Below are 15,282 nucleotides of genomic sequence, written 5' to 3' on the forward strand. Positions count from 1 at the left end.
TCATTGGTCCTTTCTAGGGAACTGATGCCTAGCGCCAACACTATGATGGTTCCCACGATAATGAGAACCAGATGCGCTGCTAAGCAGTGATGATGAGGTGGAGTTAGTCATGGATTCCTTTGATAAGGATGGTTTGCCCATCAAGCCCAGGAAAGGGAACTGGGAAAACACCCAAGAGCAAATATTTGCTAAGCATCCGGGTGCTGATGTGGGGGCTTTTAATGTTCAGGATGTTGGGGCACAGTCTTATCGGCCTAGCATCACACAGCCCAGTGCCCCTGAACCAGTTTCTCAACCTGTAGATTCCGGGCTTCAGGCCCACCGCCCGCCCAAAAACAAAGCATTAGCTGCCTGTTTGGCACTGTTCCTGGGTACCACCGGGGCACATAATTTCTACCTGGGTAATTATCGCCGCGGAGTGGCTCAACTGACTTTCCTCGGGCTTTCATCATTCCTAGCTGGGGTCCCCGGTTTCCTGCTCGTAGTCTGGGCAATCATCGAATTCGTCTTAATTCTCGCCGATGTCGGCGCCTATAACACCCGAGGTCACCAGTGATCACCGAACTTGATTTTTCGGCACCTTTTAGCGATAAAACTCCTCGAGTAGTCCATGCCGCTAAACTGAAGCGTTCTTCCGGTCGAAAAAAGGCCCAGCGATTTTTAGTCGAAGGGGAAAATAGCGTCGAGGCGGCTTTAGCAACCGGCGCAGCTACTGATATTTTCCTCAGCGAGAGCGCTGCTCAACGATTTCAAGAATTGCTTCACTTAGCTCAGTACAGCAACGTTTATTGCCATCCAATTTCTGCCAAAGCTGTCCAGTTGCTATCAGACACAAAAAGTTCGACGGGTATCTTCGCGGTCTGTACCCCGGTGCTCTGGCGTTTTCGGCAGTGCCTAGACGGATCTCCTCGGCTTATCAGCATTCCGGTGGAAACCCGTGAACCAGGAAACGCAGGTACTCTTATCCGCGTATCCGACGCCATGGGAGCAGACGCCGTGGTTTTTGCTGGAGACACATGTGACCCGTTGTCGTCAAAAGTCGCTCGATCATCAGCCGGTTCTCTATTTCACATTCCGGTATCTCGGCATCGAGACATTGACGAAACGATTAGCTATATCCAAGGCAAGGGGATTCAGGTGTTAGCTACTGCTGCTGATGGTGATATTTCCCTGGATAATGCAGGCGAGATTCTCTCGCAGCCAACTGCCTGGCTGTTCGGTAATGAAGCACATGGCCTCAGCCCGCAGATTCAGGAATTAGCAGATCATCGGGTGAGAATTCCCATTCGTGGCCGGGCAGAATCACTCAATTTGGCTACCGCTGCCGCTATATGTCTGTACGAGTCGGCCCGGGCCCAGCAGGAAGAGTTTCCCACCCAGAGATAAGAACCTAGGCAATCTCAAAAGCTGAAAGTCTAGCGGGGTAGACTGAAACGAATTGCAGAAGAGTAAACCCACAAGAAGGGGAAGGGCGACCAGGTGAGTGAGTCGACACAACAGCCGAAAATCACCGAAAATTCTTTGACGGAACCAGCTCTCAATGAGGCAGCAAACGCCGCGATCGAGGCTTTTTCCGCTGCTCAAAATCTGGATGAATTGGCCGAGCGACGCCGCGAACACCTTGGCGATTCTGCAGTTATTCCTCAAGCACGTCGATTTCTTGGGCAACTTCCTAAAGACAAGCGAAAAGACGCCGGACGTCTAGTCAACATGGCTCGTGGCCGAGTGGAGAAACACTTCGCACAGATCAAGGCGGAGCTAGAGGAAAAACGGAATCTTGAGGTTCTTCGCTCTGAACGTGTTGATGTCACTATCCCGACTGTTGTTTCTCAACTAGGAGCACTGCATCCCATCACCACCCTCGGAGAGCAAATTGCCGATATCTTTATTGGGATGGGATGGGAAATTGTTGAAGGCCCCGAGGTTGAGGCTGAATACTTCAATTTCGATGCGTTGAATTTCCTCCCTGATCATCCCGCTCGCACTTTGCAAGATACCTTTCACATTGGTGAACCAGGATCCAATCAGGTTTTGCGTACCCATACCTCACCTGTGCAACTGCGAGCGATGCTGGATCGGGACCTTCCCCTGTATGTGGCCTGTCCGGGACGGGTATTCCGAACTGATGAACTTGATGCCACGCATACCCCGGTTTTCCACCAAATTGAGGGATTAGCCATTGATAAGGGGTTGACCATGGCTCATCTCAAGGGCACCCTTGATCATTTAGCGAAAACACTCTTTGGTCCAGAGACCACCACTCGGATGAGAACAAATTACTTCCCCTTCACCGAGCCTTCTGCAGAGGTGGATGTGTGGTTCCCCAATAAAAAAGGTGGCGCTGGTTGGATTGAGTGGGGAGGCTGCGGCATGGTCAACCCCAATGTGTTAAAGGCTGCTGGGATTAATTCCGAAGAGTATTCCGGATTTGCTTTCGGAATGGGCCTTGAACGCACTCTCCAATTCCGCAACGGGCTCAGCGATATGCGTGACATGGTAGAAGGCGATGTCCGATTTACTCTTCCCTTTGGCATTCACGCATAGCGGAAAAAGCGTCGCATCGATAGATTTTCACTCTTAAAGGAGTACTCACTTTATGCTGATTTCACAGAATTGGATCACTCGAATTGTGCGGCATGCTAATCCGGGTTGGGGAGTCTCAGCTGCTGAGTTAGATTCTGGATTTGTTCGGGTTGGATTTGAGACCGAAGGCTATGCCTCAATTCCGGAAACCACCGGACCCCTGGTTATCGGACGGGTCGAAAACATCAAAGAATTAGAGGGGTTCAAAAAACCCATCCGGCACTGCCTGGTCAACGTTGGGTCCGCCAACGGCAGCGGGGACCTCCAATCCATCGTGTGTGGTGCCCGGAATTTCTCGGAAGGCGACCTTGTTGTAGTTTCTCTTCCCGGGACGGTGCTGCCCGGTAACTTTGAGATTTCTGCTCGAAAAACCTATGGGCAGATCTCTGCCGGCATGATCTGTTCTGCCATGGAGCTAGGTCTAAGTGAAAAGCAAAATCCCGGGATCATCACGTTGGATCCGGAAAGCGGAGAACCTGGCGATGATGCCCGTGACATCCTCGGGCTACACGACACAATTTTTGACGTCAATATCACTCCAGATCGCGGATATGCTCTGTCCGCTCGCGGTTTGTGCCGGGAAATTGCCAGTGCTTTTTGCCTCAAATTCACTGATCCGGCGTTTGACCCCTCCGCTGCAGGCGTCACTATCACCGTCCCGGAGGTATCGGGCGAAGCTGCGCCCGTTCAGATTGATGATGAGACGAAGGCGCGACGTTTCGGGCTGAGACTAGTCCGAGGAATTGATCCTCGTGCCGCATCACCTTGGTGGCTACAGCGTGAATTGATGCTGAGTGGTCAGCGTCCGGTGAATGTTGCTACGGATATTACGAATTATGTGATGCTGCTTCTCGGGCAACCTATGCATGCCTTCGACGCCCGGAAGATTCAGGGTGGTATTCATGTGCGTCGGGCCCGGAAAGGTGAGAAGCTTCGTACCTTAGATCATGTGGAGCGAGCCCTCCATCCAGAAGATGTGGTGATCTGTGATGATCAAGGCATCCAATCCTTGGCTGGTGTCATGGGTGGAGAGACCTCTGAAATCTCTGAGAGCACCACAGATGTCTACCTCGAGGCTGCTATTTGGGATCCTATCGCGGTAGCTCGAACGTCTCGTCGGCATAAATTAAGTTCGGAGTCTTCCCGACGTTTTGAACGCGGGGTAGATCCGGCGATCGTGGAAACCGCCTTGGATATTGCTGCCAGTCTGCTCATAGAGATTGCTGGCGGGACCATTGATTCCGGTCGGACTTTGATCGGCGAATTATCAGCTATGCCGGCTATCTCGATGAGAGCTACTCGCCCCACCGAGTTGGCTGGAGTTGAATATTCACAGGACGTGGTTGTGAAACGACTCCAAGAGGTGGGGTGCCAGGTAGAGGACGCTGCTTCGGGGGAGCTTGAGGTAACTCCGCCGACATGGCGTAGTGATTTGACCATGCCTGCAGAGTTAGTAGAAGAGGTATTACGGCTAGAAGGGCTAGAAGCAATCCCGTCCATTCTTCCGACTCCTCGTGGTGGACGTGGATTAAGTGCGGCTCAGCGACGCCGTCGGGCGATTGGTCACGCCTTGGCTTATTCCGGCTATGCCGAGATTTTACCTACGCCCTTTATGTCTCCCGACCTTCCGGATATGTGGGGGCTTCCGGATAATGATCCGCGCCGAGCTACCGTCAAGGTGCAAAACCCGCTGGATGTCTCCCAAAGCCACTTGGCTACCACCTTATTGCCGGCCATGTTCGAAGCTGTGGCTCGAAACCATGCCCGTGGTCGGGTCAATATGGAGATATTTGGACTTCAACAGGTGTCCTTTCACCGGGCTGAGAAATCTCCCATGCCTTCCGTGGCGCAGCGCCCCGATGATGCCACTCTTCAGGCTGTGCTAGATTCGCTGCCTAAGCAACCTCTGCACGTGGCAACCGTTGGGGTAGGTCAGCGGGTTTATGGCGGTCCGCTTAGTACTGCGCAGGACTATAGCTGGGCCGATGCCGTCGAATCTGCCCAGATTGTGGCACGTGCGGCTGGTATGCAGTTGGAAATTCGCCAGGGTGAAGAATTACCGTGGCATCCTGGGCGCTGTGCAGAACTGCGCGTTAATGGAGAAACTGTGGGGTATGCCGGAGAATTGCATCCCCAGATTTTAGAGAAGATGGAACTTCCGGCTCGGACGTGCGCAATGGAGCTAAATATCAGTGCCTTAACGCTAGAAGAGTATCTTCCCGCTCCGGTGCTTTCGGCTTACCCGAGTTTGCATCAAGATATTGCGCTGGTGGTGGATGAGGATATCGCTGCTGAATCAGTGCGACAGGTCGTGGTAGAAGGGGCCGGTGAGCTGCTCGAAAGCGTCGAACTTTTTGATATTTATCGCTCTGACCAGTTAGGGGAAGGCAAGAAATCGCTGGCTTTCGCCTTAGTATTCCGCGCTCCGGATCGCACTCTTAGGGATGAGGAAGTAAATGAGCGACGTATGGCTGCTGCCGAACTAGCCCGACAGCGTCTTGGCGCAGAGATGCGGTCCTAGGAAGTATCGCTCCCGAGGAACCTGCCCAACACACCGAATGCATAATTTACGAATTAACGTATAAAGTGCTAGGGTGTTGGCATGAGTCTTGATGTAGCAGTAGTGGGTGCCACTGGATACGCCGGAGGAGAAATTCTCCGGCTGCTTTTAGGTCATCCCGCGTATCTTTCAGGTGAACTAAGCATTGGGGCACTCATGGGAGCTAGTTCCGCGGGGCAGCGTCTGGGAGCCCTCATGTCACACCTGCCGCAGCTTGCTGATTGCGTCATTGAAGAAACCGATATTTCCCGGTTGGGAAATTTTGACGTGGTGTTTCTTGCTTTACCGCACGGTCATTCGGCGCGGGTGGCTGAGCAAGTCGGTGACGACACTGTAGTTTTGGATTGCGCTGCTGATTTTCGCTTGCGGGACGCACATACCTGGACAAAATTCTATGGGGCCGAGCATGCGGGGAGCTGGCCTTATGGGATCCCCGAGATGCCGGGGCATCGCGAGGACATACGACAAGCGCGGAGAGTAGCTGTACCTGGCTGCTTCCCAACTGGCGCTACTTTAGCTCTCTTACCTGCCGTACAATCGGGGCTTATTTATCCTGACGTGGTGATCACCTCAATCACCGGGGTTTCTGGTGCGGGGAAAAAAGCGGCTGTCGCATTTTTAGGTTCTGAAACAATGGGGTCGCTTAAGGCGTATAACGTTGCCGGCCAACATCGTCACACGCCGGAAATAGCTCAAAATCTCAATGAGTTTTCTCAAGAGCCAGTGACGGTGTCTTTTACTCCCGTCTTGGCACCACTAGTACGCGGTATTCTCACCACCGCAACGGCGCCGATCCGAGAGGGAATTAGTGATGCCCAAATTCGGGAGAGCTATGAGAAGTTTTGCGCGAAGGAACCGTTCCTGCACCTATTAGATCCTGGGCAGCAACCTCAAACCCAAGATGTTGTGGGAAGCAATATGTGTCAGCTCCAGGTGCAGCTAGACGAGTATTCGCGACGTCTGGTCGTCACCTCAGCTATCGATAATCTCACTAAAGGTACCGCCGGGGCAGCTATTCAATGCATGAATCTTATTTGCGGTTTCCCGGAAACAGCTGGACTAGCTCAAGCCGGTATAGCACCTTAAACAAAAAGAAAAGAGTGAATTTATGAGTACTCACCCAGGCATCACCACCCCCGCTGGTTTTCGGGCGGCCGCTATTGCGGCTGGCATTAAACCGTCAGGGAAATCAGATATGGCGCTCGTAGTAAACGATGGGCCTAAGTTTATTGCGGCTGGGGTTTTTACCCAGAACCAAGTCTTTGCCTCCCCGGTTAAAATCACTCGGCAGCATATACAAGACCATTGCCTTAAGGCCGTGCTTTATAACTCCGGTAATGCTAACGCCTGCAATGGCAAACAGGGGGACGATGATGCCTTATCGTTGATTACTCAAACTGCCAACAATCTAGGAATAGAGCCAGCTGACGTGGGAGCGTGCTCTACGGGACTCATCGGAGATCTTTTGCCGATGAATGTGATGCGGCCAGGAGTTGACGCTTTGTCTTCCAACCTCGGAGGCAATGGGCATCTCGCAGCCGAAGCCATTATGACCACCGACACGGTTGCGAAAGAGTTCTTTTCTGCTCAGGGGGAGTGGTCCTTGGGCGGGATGGGAAAGGGAGTTGGCATGATGGCGCCCTCCTTGGCGACGATGCTGGTCTGTCTAACGACCGATGCTGATGTCACCGCCGAGATGGCTCAAAAGGCCTTGGGTAAAGCGTGTTCCACAACTTTTAATACGCTAGATGTGGACGGCTCTACCTCCACTAATGACACGGTTCTGCTTTTAGCTTCCGGTGCGAGCGGGTACACCCCCAGTCAAGAAGAATTCGACGCCGTGGTCTACGAGGCGTGTTGGGATCTTATGAAACAAATGCAGGCCGATGCTGAAGGGGTAAGCAAACGAGTATCAATCACAGTCCGTGGTGCTGAAGATAATGATTCTGCCCTTACTGCTGCTCGTTGTATTGGTCGGGACAACTTGTGCAAGTGCGCGTTCTTTGGTTCAGACCCCAACTGGGGACGGGTACTCGTCGCTGTCGGGATGGCTCCGGTGGTAATGGATCCAGAGCACATCAATGTCTATTTCAATGGTGAACCGGTATGCCTAGACTCCACAGGAACTCCTCATGCTCGAGAGGTAGATCTTAGCGGGCCAGATATTAGCGTGGAAGTTGACTTAGCCACTGGCGGCCCGGGTACAGCAACGGTGTACACCACAGACTTATCTCATGCCTATGTGGATATTAATTCTGCCTACTCCTCCTAAAGCACCGTGATCAGTAAGGACACCTCGTCAATGTGTGAAGACGTTAGATCTTTAAGTTCTGGAGCTCGAGCTACCGTATTGGCTGAAGCATTGCCGTGGCTTAAGCACTTCCGCGACAAAATCGTGGTGGTGAAATACGGTGGCAACGCAATGGTCGATGACCAGCTCAAAGCCGCCTTTGCTGCCGATATGGTCTTTTTGCGTACCGTTGGTGCTAAACCAGTGGTAGTTCATGGCGGCGGTCCACAGATAACCACCATGCTGAAACGCCTTGGCTTAGAAGGTGAGTTTCGCGGCGGCTTCCGAGTCACCACTCCCGAAGTCATGGAAGTTGTCAGAATGGTGCTTTTTGGCCAAGTAGGTCGAGACCTCGTCGGACTTATTAATTCTCACGGGCCCTATGCGGTGGGTTGTTCTGGCGAAGATGCTGGACTCTTCACTGCGGAAAAACGGTTTGTCAATGTTGATGGACAACCCACAGATATTGGGCTAGTCGGCACAATTACTGATGTCAATCCCTCCGCAGTCATGGATATTATTGAGGCAGGGCGCATCCCCGTAGTATCGGGGATTGCTCCGGGAGTAAACGGGGAAGTCTATAACATCAACGCCGATAGTGCGGCTGGGGCTTTAGCGAGTGCTTTGCAGGCTGAACGTCTACTCATTCTGACCAACGTGAAAGGTCTTTATTCTCACTGGCCTGACCAAGATTCTTTACTCTCGAAAATTCAGGTAGGGGAGCTTGCCGAACTATTGCCTGAACTAGATGCGGGAATGATCCCGAAGATGGAATCCTGTTTAAAGGCTGTGGAATCTGGAGTAGCGGCAGCGCATGTCATTGATGGTCGGATTGAGCACTCTGTTCTTCTGGAGCTACTCACCATGGGAGGCATTGGAACCATGGTGCTGCCGGATGTTTATGACCTCGCAGATTATCCCGTAGGCAAGGTACTAAGAAAGGATGAAAGCCAATGAGCTCAATCTTGGAGCGCTGGTCAGAAGACCTGATGAACACCTATGGCACTCCGCCTGTAGCTTTGGTATCTGGTTCAGGATCAACTGTTCGCGATGATGCAGGTAAGGAATACCTTGATTTGCTGGCCGGCATTGCCGTAAATTCCTTAGGACATGCTCACCCTGCTGTGATAGCTGCGGTCTCTCACCAAGTTGCCACCTTGGCTCATGTTTCCAATCTTTTTGCCTCCGGCCCTGTGGTTTCCGTTGCCGAAGAACTAAAAAAGCGTTTTCGCAGTTCAGCCGAGACGCGAGTCTTTTTTTGCAATTCAGGTGCAGAAGCTAATGAAGCAGCCTTCAAGCTTGCCCGTCTAACTTCACGACCACGGGTGCTCAGTGCTATTCATGGGTTTCATGGCCGAACCATGGGTTCGCTGACGTTAACGGGTCAACCCGATAAACGAGCTGCTTTTGAACCCCTAGTACCAGGCGTGGAATATTTCACCTTCAACGATGCGGAGTCTTTGCGAAATCTAGTAACCAAAGATCCGGACAATACTGCTGCGATTATCCTTGAGCCGATTCAGGGCGAAACCGGGGTGATTCCAGCAACCAAAGATTTTCTCCACGAAGCACGACAACTCTGCAATGATCACGGGATTCTTCTGATCTTTGACGAAGTACAAACCGGAGTAGGTCGCACAGGCGCATTTTTCGCTCACGACATCTACGGAATCACACCAGACGTAGTCACCATGGCCAAAGGCCTAGGAGCAGGGCTTCCAATTGGAGCGTGCCTGGCGACCGGCCGGGCAGCTCAACTAATGCGGCCAGGTTCCCATGGAACTACCTTCGGTGGTAATCCCGTGGCCTGCGCGGCCGCGATAGCCGTACTAGAGACGATTGACGACGATTTTCTAGCGAGCGTCCGCGCCCGAGGCCGTCAATTCCGTGACCTATTAGCTGGCTGTGCGGAGGTCAAAGACGTCCGGGGAGAAGGACTCATGCTTGGCGTGGTGTTGCACCACCCCATTGCCAAAGATGTTGTGCGCTGCGGTCTGGAACATGGCGTCATCCTCAATGCTCCCGCCGAGGATATTATCCGGCTTACCCCACCGTTGGTGATCACTGAAGAAGAAGTTGCCGAGGCAGGACGACGAATCTCCGCGACGCTGAAGGCTGTGTCCGAGGAAAGGAACAAATAAATGAATTCGCTTCGCCATTTTCTATCCGATGATGATCTGACGCCTCAAGAGCAAGCTGAAATCCTATCCTTAGCTGCAGAATTAAAAAAGGCACCGCTGTCACGTCGCCCCCTCGACGGAGGCCTTAGCGTGGCCTTGCTTTTCGATAAAACCAGCACTCGAACCAGGTTTTCCTTTTGCGCAGGGATTGCCCACCTAGGCGGAAATGCCATTGCTGTTGATTCTCAAACTTCTCAACTCAGCAAAGGAGAATCTTTCCAAGACACCGGGGCGATATTGTCCCGTATGGTCGAAGCCATAGTCTGGCGCACTAATGCGCATAGCAATCTTCTCGAGATGGCAGAGACCGCCACAGTTCCCATCATCAACGGGCTGAGTGATGACGTTCACCCCTGCCAAATTCTGGCTGATCTCCAGACCTGTATTGAAAAACTCTGCCCGGAAGAAGGCCCCGCTGGTCTATCGTCGAAAAAGGCCGTGTATGTGGGCGACGCTGCCAATAACATGGCGCACAGCTATCTACTCGGCTTTGCTACTGCGGGAATGGATATATCCGTCGTCGGCCCTGAAGGATTTCTGCCTGATCCAAAATATGTTGCCCGGGCGAAGGCACGAGCTGAGGAAACCGGAGCAACGGTTCGGGTGAGTTCGGATCCTCTGGAAGTACGTAATGCTGATGTTGTTATCACGGATACCTGGGTGTCTATGGGGCAAGAAGATGACGGAAAAGACCGGCGCACTCCATTCTTGCCGTACCAAGTCAACGCCGATTTGATGAAGCTTGCGAATCCGGGAGCAATATTCCTTCATTGTTTGCCGGCTTATCGAGGAAACGAGGTGACCTCCGAGGTCATCGACGGTCCACAGTCGGTGGTTGTTGATGAAGCGGAAAATCGGCTCCATGCTCAAAAGGCTTTGCTAGTGTGGCTGCTAGAGAAAAATGGGCGAAGCGAGGCTCTATGACAGAGTTTCGTGATAGCGTTGCGCAGCCAGGGATGAGCCGTACTGCACGGCTGGCGTTGATTGCCGAACTGCTTCAGCGAACTCGGGTGTATTCACAGGTTCAGCTCTCAGAATTGCTGCTGGACGAGGGAATTGACATAACCCAAGCCTCTCTATCTCGTGATCTAGACGAACTCGGTGCTAAGAAAGTTCGTCCTCGACGAGGGGGGAGAGGTTTCTACACCATTGGAGAGACCGACCAATCCCAACCCGAAGTGGTTACTGGTCCAAGACTAAAACTCCAGCGGATGGTGGATGAACTCGTCGTTTCCATAGACCACTCCGGGAATATTGCGGTGTTGCGCACGCCACCTGGAGCTGCCCAATATTTGGCCAGTTTCATTGACCGAGTGGGCATGGGAGAGGTTGTGGGATCTATTGCTGGTGATGACACGGTTTTTGTACTAGCACGTGAACCGATGACCGGAGCTGAGCTTGGAAAATTATTAACTGAAAAGTGATCCTGGGCCGAGCCTCACGGTGGCCACGACCCAGTTGTAAAGTGTAAAAAGCACTCATGACATCTCCCCGGCGCGCGGGGAATCATGAACAATATTTTATAAGGAGATTTTCCCATTATGACTGACTGCGTAGTCCTCGCCTATTCTGGTGGTCTGGATACTACTGTTGCCATTCCGTACCTGAAGAAAATGACGGGTGGAGAGGTTATCGCCGTTTCCATTGACCTGGGACAAGGCGGTGAAGATATGGAGTCAGTCCGCCAACGAGCATTAGGGGCCGGAGCGGTAGAGTCCATTGTGGTCGACGCCAAAGATGAGTTTGCTGAGCACTATTGCTTGCCGACTATTAAAGCCAATGGCCTCTATATGAAGCAGTATCCGCTGGTGTCCGCGATTTCCCGGCCGTTGATTGTCAAACACCTGGTGCAAGCAGCTCAAGAACACGGTGGTACTCACGTAGCACATGGCTGCACCGGAAAAGGAAATGATCAGGTTCGTTTTGAGGTGGGATTTATGAATATGGATCCAGACCTCAAGATCATTGCTCCTGCCCGGGATTTTGCCTGGACTCGTGATAAAGCTATTGCCTTCGCTGAGGAAAACAACGTTCCTATTGAGCAGTCAGCAGCGTCTCCCTTCTCCATTGACCAAAATGTATGGGGTCGGGCAGTGGAAACCGGATTCTTGGAGGACCTGTGGAACCCGCCCACCAAGGATCTTTATGCCTACACGGAAGACCCTAACTTGGGTAACGCTCCTGATGAGTTGATTATCTCTTTTGAGAGCGGAGTTCCCGTTGCGATCGACGGCCGCCGCGTGAGCGTTTTGGAAGCTATCGAAGAACTCAACCGTCGGGCCGGCGCCCAGGGGGTTGGTCGTCTCGATATGGTGGAAGATCGCTTAGTGGGAATTAAATCGCGTGAGGTCTATGAAGCTCCGGGAGCTGTAGCCCTGATAACGGCTCACGAGGCTTTGGAAGATGTCACCGTCGAGCGGGAATTAGCTCGGTATAAGAGGTTGATCGACGCCCGCTGGTCCGAAGAAGTCTATGACGGCCTATGGTATGCCCCGTTGAAGCGTTCCCTGGATGCGTTTATTGAGTCCACCCAGGAAAATGTTACTGGCGATATCCGCTTGGTACTCCAAGCTGGACGGTGCGTCGTCAACGGACGTCGTTCTAACCACTCGCTCTATGATTTCAACCTGGCCACCTACGATACCGGCGATACCTTCGACCAAACGCTGTCTAAGGGATTTGTTGAACTTCATGGACTATCTTCCAAGATCGCTAATCGTCGGGATCGTGACGCCCGCAATTCCTAAAGTTATTTGACGCGGAAAGAGAGACCTGAGCATGCAGAAGCACGGAACAAACCAAGGAGCGCTCTGGGGAGGTCGTTTTTCAGGTGGCCCGAGTGAAGCAATGTTTGCCCTCAGCGTATCCACTCACTTTGATTGGGTACTAGCGCCATATGACATCCTTGCTTCTCAAGCTCATGCCCGGGTTTTGCACGCTGCAGGGTTGCTTAGCGATGATGAACTAGACAACATGCTGGCTGGTCTTCGTCAACTAGGAGAGGACGTGGCTGATGGATCTTTTCAGCCTGCCCCCACAGACGAGGATGTTCACGGCGCTATGGAGCGGGGTCTTATCGAAAAAGTCGGATCCGAATTAGGCGGACGGTTAAGAGCCGGTCGTTCGCGAAATGATCAAGTAGCTACTCTCTTTCGGATGTGGGTGCGCGACGCTATCCGGGAAATCGCTCAGGAGGTGAGTGATTTGGTAGCTGCACTAGTTACTCAAGCCGAAGCCCATCCTGACGTTATTATGCCAGGTAAAACCCATTTCCAAGCAGCCCAGCCGGTACTTCTTGCTCATCAACTTTTGGCCCACGCCCACCCCTTGTTGCGTGATTGCGAAAGGTTACAGGATCTCGACAAAAGGCTGGCTGTGTCTCCCTACGGATCTGGGGCATTAGCGGGCTCATCGCTTCATCTTGACCCGGAAGCCATCGCCGCTGAACTAGGTTTTGACTCCGCCAGCGATAACTCGCTCGATGGCACTGCGGCGCGGGATTTTGCAGCCGAAACCGCTTATGTATTAGCCCAAATTGCGGTAGATTTATCCCGCTTAGCGGAAGAGATTATTGCTTGGTCAACTCCAGAGTTTGGGTACGTCACGCTTGCCGATCAGTGGTCAACTGGGTCGTCAATTATGCCGCAGAAAAAGAATCCCGATATTCCGGAACTCACTCGAGGGAAAACTGGTCGGCTCATTGGAAATCTTGCGGGGCTTATGGCCACTCTCAAAGCTTTACCGTTGGCTTATAACCGCGATTTGCAGGAAGATAAAGAGCCCATTGTGGATTCTGTGACACAATTAGGGCTTCTTTTGCCGGCCACGACAGGGTTAGTTTCCACTCTCACGTTCCATCCTGAGCGAATGCGGGAACTCGCACCCGCTGGCTACACCCTAGCCACTGATCTCGCAGAGTGGATGGTCCGGCAGGGAGTGCCCTTCCGGGAAGCGCATGAAGCGTCCGGAGCATGTGTGCGTATTGCTGAAGCTCGAGGGGTGGGATTAGATGAGCTCACGGATGAGGAATTAGCGTCTGTTGATGATCGGCTCACTCCTGCTGTACGCAGTGTGCTCAATGTGGAAGGGGCCGTTGCATCGCGGGATACCCGGGGAGGTACTGCGGGAATTCGGGTAGCTGAACAGCGTCAACGAGTAGCTCATCTCAACTCACGGTATCGTCAGTGGGCAGAAACACCGGTACGAAAGGACAGGAACAAGTAATGAGCCTTGACCCACAACTTCTGGACATTCTCGTGTGTCCCAAGGATAAAGGTCCACTCCGCTATGAGGAGACCGAAGGAAAACTGATTAATGACCGCTTGGGTCTGGCTTATCGGATCGATGACGGAATTCCAGTGTTGCTCATTGATGAGGCGGAAACCTACCCGCCGCAATCCTGAAGAGTATCCAGTTTTCGAAGTGCCGAGTATAAGATCTTTACGCCGGTGGCTAGATCTGATACTCGGCTTAGTTCGTGGGGTGAATGGCTTACTCCACCATTGAGGCTAGGGATAAACACTATTCCTGATGGGCATATCCGTTGGATAATCTGAGCGTCATGGCTGGCCCCCGAAACCATAGTGCATACTCGTGTGCCACACACGTGCGCAGCATCATGTAAAACCTGCTGAACGTCTGCCGATAGGTGCTCAGGCAATACCTCTGACACGTGATGGCAGGTGCACTCTAATTGACGGTGATTCGCGATACGGTGGGCTAGGTTCATTAGGTCGTGAGCGCATTCTTGCTGAACAGTGTCTACAACTCCGCGGATATCTACGCTCAATGTGCAGACGCCAGGAATGGTCGTTATTCCACCGGGTTCTACCGATAGTTGACCGGTAGTAATCCGAAGCCCGGGATCGAGAAAATCCAGAGGGGCGCGTTGCAGAGCATATTCTTCAGCAGCAACTAAGAACTCCGCGGCACCAGCAAGGGCGTCCCGCCTAATTCTCATTGGGGTGCCACCACTGTGCGACGCCACCCCGGTGAACGTGAAGCTAAGGCGGGTACTTCCTGAAATTGTGCTCACGATTCCGGCGTCGAACCCACTCTTGTCAAGGCTGGGACCTTGTTCAATATGGAGTTCAATGAAAGCTTTCCATTCGTGCGGTTGCCACTGTGCGGCAGCAAGATCATTCGGATTCAACCCTAATTCCTGCATCGCGCGAAAGGCGCTTATGCCAGTAGCGTCGGAAAGCTGGGAAAGTGATTCCGACGTATGTAGTCTCGCCGCTATTCTGCTGCCCACACACGCTTGGCCGAACCGTGCTCCTTCTTCGGTGGCGAATACCACTATCTTTAACGGGTGGTTCCATGCGGTTTCCGTTTCCGAGGCCCGGATATGAGCTATTTCCATTGCTGCAATCACTCCGGCTACGCCGTCGAAACGCCCGGCGTGTTCCACGCTATCTAGGTGGGAGCCACAGGCAAGAGCTGGTGCAGTAGAACGGGTGCCGGCAAATTCAGCTATGGTATTACCTGCGTTATCGCTATAGACTTGGGCGCCTAGCTTGCTCATTTCACGACTGAAAAATGCGTGCGCTTGGCGTTCCTGCAGGGTATAGCCAAGTCGGGTAACTCCATGGTCGTCGCGGTTGTCGTTAAAGGTTGCAAATTGTTTCAGGTAGCGGCGCAACCTTTCATGGTTAACCATATAAAGACCT

General features: G+C 52.6%; 14 protein-coding genes. 13 read left to right on the forward strand and 1 reads right to left on the reverse strand.

The features are described 5' to 3' along the window. Window positions 1–109 precede the first annotated feature (109 nt). From GP475_RS05480 to GP475_RS05540, 13 genes are all read left to right on the forward strand, one after another. Complete coding sequence (locus GP475_RS05480; RefSeq protein ID WP_187975614.1) at window positions 110–556, forward strand: NINE protein; 447 nt, start codon at window positions 110–112, stop codon at window positions 554–556. Next, the gene (locus GP475_RS05485; RefSeq protein ID WP_224400034.1) at window positions 553–1,386 is read left to right on the forward strand and encodes a TrmH family RNA methyltransferase; all 834 of its coding nucleotides are present in this window, start codon (window positions 553–555) and stop codon (window positions 1,384–1,386) included. Before GP475_RS05480 ends, GP475_RS05485 begins: the two co-directional genes overlap by 4 nt. 120 nt (window positions 1,387–1,506) lie before the next feature. Beyond that, window positions 1,507–2,544, forward strand: a complete 1,038-nt coding sequence (pheS, locus tag GP475_RS05490) for a phenylalanine--tRNA ligase subunit alpha (RefSeq protein WP_187975801.1) — start codon at window positions 1,507–1,509, stop codon at window positions 2,542–2,544. Window positions 2,545–2,596: 52 nt separating this feature from the next. Further along, a complete protein-coding gene (pheT, locus tag GP475_RS05495) occupies window positions 2,597–5,104 on the forward strand; it encodes a phenylalanine--tRNA ligase subunit beta (protein ID WP_187975615.1) in 2,508 nt (835 codons plus the stop codon). A gap of 81 nt (window positions 5,105–5,185) precedes the next feature. Continuing rightward, window positions 5,186–6,229: an N-acetyl-gamma-glutamyl-phosphate reductase gene (gene argC, locus GP475_RS05500; RefSeq protein ID WP_187975616.1), complete on the forward strand. Its 1,044-nt coding sequence runs from the start codon at window positions 5,186–5,188 to the stop codon at window positions 6,227–6,229. Between the two features lie 22 nt (window positions 6,230–6,251). After that, window positions 6,252–7,415, forward strand: coding sequence for a bifunctional glutamate N-acetyltransferase/amino-acid acetyltransferase ArgJ (gene argJ, locus GP475_RS05505; RefSeq protein WP_187975617.1), 1,164 nt, complete (start codon window positions 6,252–6,254; stop codon window positions 7,413–7,415). A 30-nt stretch (window positions 7,416–7,445) separates the two neighbouring features. Beyond that, a complete protein-coding gene (argB, locus tag GP475_RS05510) occupies window positions 7,446–8,390 on the forward strand; it encodes an acetylglutamate kinase (protein ID WP_187975618.1) in 945 nt (314 codons plus the stop codon). Further along, window positions 8,387–9,574 (forward strand): acetylornithine transaminase, encoded by a 1,188-nt coding sequence (locus tag GP475_RS05515; RefSeq protein WP_187975619.1) that lies wholly within the window; start codon window positions 8,387–8,389, stop codon window positions 9,572–9,574. Before argB ends, GP475_RS05515 begins: the two co-directional genes overlap by 4 nt. Next, window positions 9,575–10,537 (forward strand): ornithine carbamoyltransferase, encoded by a 963-nt coding sequence (argF, locus tag GP475_RS05520; protein ID WP_187975620.1) that lies wholly within the window; start codon window positions 9,575–9,577, stop codon window positions 10,535–10,537. It begins immediately after the preceding gene. Then, window positions 10,534–11,037 carry an arginine repressor gene (locus GP475_RS05525; RefSeq protein WP_224400039.1) on the forward strand — a complete coding sequence of 168 codons (504 nt, stop codon included), beginning with the start codon at window positions 10,534–10,536 and terminating at the stop codon, window positions 11,035–11,037. The genes argF and GP475_RS05525 overlap by 4 nt, the downstream gene beginning before the upstream one ends. A 117-nt stretch (window positions 11,038–11,154) precedes the next feature. Continuing rightward, the gene (locus tag GP475_RS05530; protein ID WP_187975621.1) at window positions 11,155–12,360 is read left to right on the forward strand and encodes an argininosuccinate synthase; all 1,206 of its coding nucleotides are present in this window, start codon (window positions 11,155–11,157) and stop codon (window positions 12,358–12,360) included. 31 nt (window positions 12,361–12,391) lie between these two features. After that, complete coding sequence (argH, locus tag GP475_RS05535; protein ID WP_187975622.1) at window positions 12,392–13,837, forward strand: argininosuccinate lyase; 1,446 nt, start codon at window positions 12,392–12,394, stop codon at window positions 13,835–13,837. Beyond that, window positions 13,837–14,016: a Trm112 family protein gene (locus tag GP475_RS05540; protein WP_187975623.1), complete on the forward strand. Its 180-nt coding sequence runs from the start codon at window positions 13,837–13,839 to the stop codon at window positions 14,014–14,016. The genes argH and GP475_RS05540 overlap by 1 nt, the downstream gene beginning before the upstream one ends. On the opposite strand, the gene GP475_RS05545 is transcribed toward GP475_RS05540, so the two are convergent. Next, window positions 13,998–15,272, reverse strand: coding sequence for a Zn-dependent hydrolase (locus GP475_RS05545; RefSeq protein ID WP_187975624.1), 1,275 nt, complete (start codon window positions 15,270–15,272; stop codon window positions 13,998–14,000). The two genes, GP475_RS05540 and GP475_RS05545, sit on opposite strands and share 19 nt — an antisense overlap. Window positions 15,273–15,282: the final 10 nt, after the last annotated feature.

This window comes from Corynebacterium poyangense (genome assembly GCF_014522205.1).
In the GTDB taxonomy this organism is placed as follows: Bacteria; Actinomycetota; Actinomycetes; order Mycobacteriales; family Mycobacteriaceae; genus Corynebacterium; species Corynebacterium poyangense.

Bases quoted from the DNA above. Each gene is read 5' to 3' on its own strand.
- argJ (WP_187975617.1), top strand. From the start codon at position 6,252: ATGAGTACTCACCCAGGCATCACCACCCCCGCTGGTTTTCGGGCGGCC.
- argC (WP_187975616.1), top strand. From the start codon at position 5,186: ATGAGTCTTGATGTAGCAGTAGTGGGTGCCACTGGATACGCCGGAGGA.
- GP475_RS05515 (WP_187975619.1), top strand. From the start codon at position 8,387: ATGAGCTCAATCTTGGAGCGCTGGTCAGAAGACCTGATGAACACCTAT.
- argH (WP_187975622.1), top strand. From the start codon at position 12,392: ATGCAGAAGCACGGAACAAACCAAGGAGCGCTCTGGGGAGGTCGTTTT.
- pheT (WP_187975615.1), top strand. From the start codon at position 2,597: ATGCTGATTTCACAGAATTGGATCACTCGAATTGTGCGGCATGCTAAT.
- GP475_RS05525 (WP_224400039.1), top strand. From the start codon at position 10,534: ATGACAGAGTTTCGTGATAGCGTTGCGCAGCCAGGGATGAGCCGTACT.
- GP475_RS05530 (WP_187975621.1), top strand. From the start codon at position 11,155: ATGACTGACTGCGTAGTCCTCGCCTATTCTGGTGGTCTGGATACTACT.
- GP475_RS05480 (WP_187975614.1), top strand. From the start codon at position 110: ATGGATTCCTTTGATAAGGATGGTTTGCCCATCAAGCCCAGGAAAGGG.
- argB (WP_187975618.1), top strand. From the start codon at position 7,446: ATGTGTGAAGACGTTAGATCTTTAAGTTCTGGAGCTCGAGCTACCGTA.
- GP475_RS05545 (WP_187975624.1), bottom strand. From the start codon at position 15,272: ATGGTTAACCATGAAAGGTTGCGCCGCTACCTGAAACAATTTGCAACC.
- GP475_RS05540 (WP_187975623.1), top strand. From the start codon at position 13,837: ATGAGCCTTGACCCACAACTTCTGGACATTCTCGTGTGTCCCAAGGAT.
- argF (WP_187975620.1), top strand. From the start codon at position 9,575: ATGAATTCGCTTCGCCATTTTCTATCCGATGATGATCTGACGCCTCAA.